The sequence below is a fragment of the Streptomyces sp. NPDC001156 genome (assembly GCF_053598275.1).
Map to the genome: position 1 here is coordinate 1 of NZ_JBSFJX010000330.1, position 6,131 is coordinate 6,131.

Here is a 6,131-nt window from a genome sequence, read left to right on the forward strand (position 1 = left end):
GCCGTGGCCCAGCTGGTCCACGGCCCGGTGCACGGCGTTCGGCTCCGCCGTCAATGTCCGGTTCTTGCGCTGCGACGGCCTGGAGCGCCGCCGGATCGCGGGATCGCCCGTGTGATACGCCTGGCAGAACGCCTGCGGATCCGGTGGTCGGCCGTCCTCATGGTCATGTTGCTTCGGGTTGCAGGGCGGTTCAGCGTGTCCCGTGTGAAAACTCTGGTTCGGGTCGTTGAGCAGGTTGTTTGTCCGGCTGGGGTCAGGCTTGCTGGTGCTCGTTTCATAGCCAGCCGCGTCGGGTGGCGGCGAGGCCGGCCTGGAAGCGGGTGGAGGCGCCGAGTTGGCACATGAGTTGGTGGACGCGACGCTGGGTAGTCCGCTCGCTCCAGCCTTGGGCGCGCGCGATGGCCGTGTCGGTGAGGCCGGAGGCGAGCAGGGCAAGCAGGGACCGAGTCTCCTCATCAGGCTCTGCGTCCTCGGATTCCGCCGCGGTGGTGGCGTCGCCGGGTGGCAGTGGGGCGCCCGATAGCGGTGCTGCGTGCTCCCATTGTGCCTCGAAGAGCGATTCCAGGGCTACGAGCACGGGGGAGCGGTGGACCAGGTAGGCGACTGACAGGCCACCAGGTCCGAGGGTGAAGGGGAGGATGGCCGCCCGGTCGTCGCTGATGACGAGTTTGAGGGGCAACTCAGGGTGTACCCGTGCCTGCTCGCCTGCCTTCATGCTGGGCACGATGTCGTTGTTCAGCCTGCCGGGCCAGGCCACCGCTTCGCGGTCGTAGATCACCCGGTAGATCACGCCGCGCCGCTGCTGCTGGAGCTGGCTGTCGAGGTTGCTGCCGGGGCCGTCGAAATAGGGCGGCCGGTCGCACACACGCACCTCGCGGCGGGCGTCGACAGTCAGTCGGCGTACGGTGGCGTTGATGTGCTCACGGCTGGTGAGCAGTTCGACGGCCATGTCGCGTTGGTTGATCCGGGGCGCCTCCCGGTGGGTCTCGGTCAACCGCTGTACCAGGGCCCGTGCTTCCTTGAGCTGGTGCTCGCGCTGGTCTATCAGCGCGGCGACGGCGACATCCGGGGGAGTGGCGGTGAAGCGTGGCGGGCGTCCGGCGTCCCGCACGGCGAGCCCGACCTTGACCAGTTTGGACAGCAGTCTTCCCACAGTGGTCGCGGGCATGCCGCAAACGTCGGCCAACTCCGAAGAGGTGCAGCGAGGCTGCCGGACCAGTGCCACGTAGACGTGTTCTGTTTCGTCCGCAAGCCCAAGCACACCAAATTCCATACCGCCCCGCCAATTTCTGTGGCGGCTTCCCGCCGCCTGGCAGAGATCCGCCGACCTGTAATCTTGTGTTTCGTTGGTCGCGGTTGACATCTTTCACGCTGAAGTTGGCGCTGTCCTGGGCACGTTCGAGCGGGCAGAGCCTTCCGGTGCGGACCCGTGCTCGCGGATTCGCTCCCTGAGAAAGGTGTCCCATGACGTATGCCCACACGCGCGGCAGACGGCTTGGTGCCGTCGGTGTCGCGCTCGTGGCCATCACCGCGGCCGTAACGATACCCGCGGCCGCGATTCCCTCAAGCTCCCCCGGGCCCGGCTCTGCGGCCACTGATTCCGGTGCGAAAGGTACGTCTGCGGGGGGCGCGTCGCCCTCCACACCTGGATCCTCAGCGCTCGGTCCGTGGCGCTCGTTCCTGAAGCCCACGCCCGCGCAGTCGGCGAAGAACAGCCCGCACCAGGTGCTTGTGGTCCTCGGCTCGGCCACCCAGGTGACGGGCAAGTCGCTGGGCAAGCAGCGCAATCTGCAGGTCCGAACCCCGCTGACCTCCGACACCACGGTCAACACCGCGCTCCACCGTGCCCACGCGGTCTCCATGCGCCCCCTGGTGCCGGGTCTCCCGACCGCTCAGGCCCAGCAGTTGCGCTCGGCCGCCAAGGCCAAGCTGGGCACCGGGGCGATCGACCTGTCCAAGGTCCAGGTCGTCCAGCTCGCCGGTGGTGACACTTCGGCGGCTGCCCGGGCGCTGGCCGCCACACCCGGTGTCGTCTACGCCGAGCCCGATCAGACCGTCTCCCCGATGAACACCGGCTCCGTGCCGCTGCCCTCCTCGCTGAAGGCCACGGCGGGGAAGGCCGGCTCGTCGGCGAAGGGGCAGGACAGCAGTGCGACCGGCTCCGACGGTGTGCCCGGCAACGCGGCTCTCGGCACCTCGCTGCAGAGCTTCCTCAACGCCGGCGGCGTCAACGCGACGGGCGCCTACAGCGTGCTCAAGCAGAAGTTCGACCAGCTGCCCGGCACCGGTGAGACCATCACCAACGTCTCGGTCGGCGACCTCACCGACACATCGAAGCCGGGCTCAGCGGGGCCGACAACCGTCCTCCAGAACGGCCAGCGGTACCTGGACATCCCCACGATGCCCTTGATCCCCACCTACACCGCGGACGCGACCGGCGCACTCGACGCGACCGGCTCGACCCAGGGGCAGGACTCCGCACTGGGTGAGGTGCTGCTGGACTTCTCCGTGATGGCGCCGCTTCCGCACGAACTGCAGCGCCCGGGCATGGAGGGCAGTGGAGCCTCCGACCTGCTAGGCATCGCCCCGGGGGCGAAGTACCGGCTCGTCGTCCCGCAGCAGCCGACGTTCAGCCAGATCGCGGTGGCGCTGCTGGCCGCCGCACGGCAGCAGCCGCGCCCTGACGTGATCACCGCCAGCCTGGGCTACGGCACCGACGCTGCGGGGCTCCCCGGCCGCTACCTTGAGGACGACCCGGTCCAGCAGAGCGTGATCGCGTCGATCGTGAAGCAGTACGGCATCACCGTGGTGGTCTCGTCGAACGACGGGACCAGGCTCTACACCAACGCGGCCGTCGGCCCCGACGGCGGCAGCACCGCGACCAACGTGACGCGCAAGGCCGCCGACACCACCCGGGTCGACGACGACCAGCTGTCGACCACGCCCAGCAAGGTGTTGGACTCCGGCGCGATCGCCGCGGGCGGTACCACGACCGACGACACGCTGTCCGTTCCGCCGCAGAACGGCGGAGCCGCGTCGGCCAACGGGACCTGGGCGACCACCAGGCTCAACGGTTCCGGAATCTTCTCCTCGGGATTCGGCACGCGGGTGGACGTATCGGCGCCCAGCGACGGCATCCCCGCCTTCGAGCACCGGGGCCAGACCGCGCAGTCGGTCGCGGAGGTCCTCAGCGGAGGAACCTCGGCGTCCGCGCCCGAAATCGCGGCCGCTGCCGCTGTCGTGCTGCAGGCATCCCGGCTGACCGGGCAGCACCCGTCGCCCGATGACGTCCGTTCGCTGCTGGAGCGCACCGGCCGGGCCGTGCCCACTCCGCCGCAGATCGACCAGCCGCTGCACGTGGGCCCGCAGCTCGACGTCACAGCCGCTGTGCAGGCGGTCCTGGCCAAGGCACACGGCAGCCACGCCGGCACGGGCACGCCCCGGATCGTCCGCGTCTCAGTGGCGCATCGCCAGACCACGGGCGGGCTCGGCGGCTCGTTCCTCGAGGCCACCGACCCCGGACGCATCGACCTGGCCGGACCGGGCACGGGCGCCGGCGCCACCGGCGAGGGCCTCGTTGGGCCGGTGACCATCGGCGCCGACGTGACCGGCCTGCCCGACCAGGAAGGCGTCAGCTACGCGCTGCGCATCGGGAGTCACGAGTTCACCTCGGATGTGCCGGCGATCCGGCTGACACCCAGCCAGATGCTGACCGCGGCCGGACTGCCGGTCGTCTCCGCGGCGGACCGTCAGGTCTCGCTCACCTTTGAGGTGCGCCGCGGCCACCAGGTGCTGGCCTCGGCCGGCCACGAGCTGACCTTCGGCCCGACCGACGGGGGCTATGCCGAGGCGTTGGCCCCGGTGGTCCAGCCCGTGGTCAAGGCGGGGCACTCCGTGCAGGTGAGCTACGACCTCACCGGAGTACGGAACGTCAACTCGCCGAAGTTGGTCGTGTCGGGAGTCGGCCACTGGAACCCCGCGGCGGCGCCCATCTTCTCCGCCTCCTACACCACCCCGCTCACGGGACTTCGCGGCACGGTCACCGTCCCGGCCAGCGCCTTCTCCGCCGGCGGCGGCATCTACGGAATCGGTATTCTCCAGAACCCGACCGGCAGCTCCAAGCGCGGCCCGGTATACGGCGAGTTCGCCTCGATCCGGGTCAACGGCGGTGACGTCTCGCAACGCCCGGCGGCGCCGTCTCTGGCCGCGAAGGCATCCGGAGAGTTCGGGCACCTGCTGGAGATCAACCGGAACGCACCGAAGTTCTCGGTGTACTACGACGTATCGCAGGTCAAGGGCGCCACCGGCACGCTGCTGGAGTTCTCCGCACCCGGACCGAACATGTACAACTCGTACAACCTGGTCAGCAACCAGAACGGCACCACCCGCGACCACAACGGGGTGGACAACCCGGCCACCCTCGACCGCTCGCTCAAGGGCACACAGGGCACGGCGGAACTCGACGCTGCCGCACTCAAGCTGCCCTCATCGACCACCTACGACCTGCGAGTGTTCGCCGTCGACGAGCACGGCAAGATACTCGGGCAGGCCTCGCCGACGTCGCTGCTGGCATACGACGACGGACTGACCCCCGACGGCACCAACCTGACCAACTTCGCGATCGTCCCCGGCGGCACATCCGTCGCGGCGGTCGAAAGCCCCACCGGCGAAGGCTCGGTGTACGACTACAACGCCGCCACCGGAACCTATGGGCGCAAGCTGACGAGCGACCCCGCGTACGGCTCCATCTACGAGGTGTTCGGCGTCGACTCCGCCCACCACACGCTGGTCCTGCACAAGCAGACCACCACCGGCGAGCAGTGGCTCGAGACCTACGACACGAGCACCGGCAACGAGGTCGGCAGCCCCGTCCGAGTCGACGACCAGTACGTCGTAATCGGCGGGCGAGTGGACGCCAGGCGCCACCGCGCAGCGCTGCTCGCCTACCGCTCGAGCGACCATGCGGGCTTCGCGCTCCCCGTGGACACGGCAACCGGCACTCAGGGGACACCGCTCCAGCTCGAGCCCACCCCGGACGGCCGCACCACGTACGGCCTGCTGGACGTGGACGAGTCGACCGGTGTCTTCTCCGCGCAGAAGAATGGGATCGGCGTCAACTGCCTGGCTTCGAGTGGATCCGGCACCATGGCCGCAGTCGACCTGGACAGCGGAACGGTCACCCACAGCCAGGCGGGAATCCCTTGCGCCGACACCCTCGCCTCCGACCAGAAGGGCGGCCTCTACGAAACGTGGTACCACTCACTTAGCGTCAACTTCGCTGGCACCGGGTACTTCGCGCAGTTGCCCAGCGGGGACCAGGTGAATCTCGGAATGGCTCAGGCACCCGTCGCGCTCGCCGTCGACGGCGAGCACCACCTGGCGCTGTTCGCCTTCCGGTACCCGGACCTGAAGCCGACGGGCGGTTTCCAGCAGTACGGCTTCGGCGACAACAACGCCACGGGCCGCATCGCCGTCGTCGACCTGAAGACGGGCAAGACGGTGAGCACCGTAACCGGCGTCGAGTACCCGCTGTTCGGCTCCTACAACGGCCGGCTCCAAGCCCATCACGAGCGCGCCGTCCAGCTCGACCCCGCAACCCGGACCGGCTGGACGTACGCAGGCGACGGCAGCCAGATCCAGCAGTTCTCCTACTGATCCGATCCGCTGCTCGACCACCGGGTCCGCGGGCGCCACGGCGCCTGCGGACCCGCGGCGTTTTCGGAGGACCGGGGACGAGAGACGACATCACGGACTCGGCAGGTGGGAGCCTCAGGTCCGTTCACCGTCCGCGCCTTATGACGCTCTGCAGGATCGACGCATCCACACCGGGTGCTGCGCGTCGCGCCGTGCCCCGCGTTCGGGCCCGGCCGGCTTCCCATCCATCCCACGCCCGACAGCCGGCCGGGCACGTCGGCCGCGACCGCAGGGCCCGGTTCCATCCGGCGGAACGGCCCGGCATGTCGCCGCCCCGGCTGGCGGGAGCCGGATGTGTGCGCCCCACCGCCGGCTCGGATGTGCACCCAGCATCGAGGGCGGGCCGCCCCCGGGGGGGGCGCCGCCGGCCGCCGCCTGTTTTTAATTCACCCCACGATTCCCCGGGACTTTATTTGGTCGTGCAGGGTATAGAAAAA

2 protein-coding genes are annotated in these 6,131 nt (G+C 69.5%); one reads left to right on the forward strand and one right to left on the reverse strand.

The window, feature by feature from the left end; genetic code table 11:
• Positions 1 to 274: 274 nt before the first annotated feature.
• Positions 275 to 1,273 carry a TrmB family transcriptional regulator gene (locus ACWDA7_RS49325; RefSeq protein WP_450614314.1) on the reverse strand — a complete coding sequence of 333 codons (999 nt, stop codon included), beginning with the start codon at positions 1,271 to 1,273 and terminating at the stop codon, positions 275 to 277.
• A 452-nt stretch (positions 1,274 to 1,725) separates the two neighbouring features.
• Between ACWDA7_RS49325 and ACWDA7_RS49330 the strand changes: the two genes are divergently transcribed.
• Positions 1,726 to 5,655, forward strand: coding sequence for a S8 family serine peptidase (locus ACWDA7_RS49330; protein ID WP_450614316.1), 3,930 nt, complete (start codon positions 1,726 to 1,728; stop codon positions 5,653 to 5,655).
• The last annotated feature ends 476 nt before the right edge of the window (positions 5,656 to 6,131 follow it).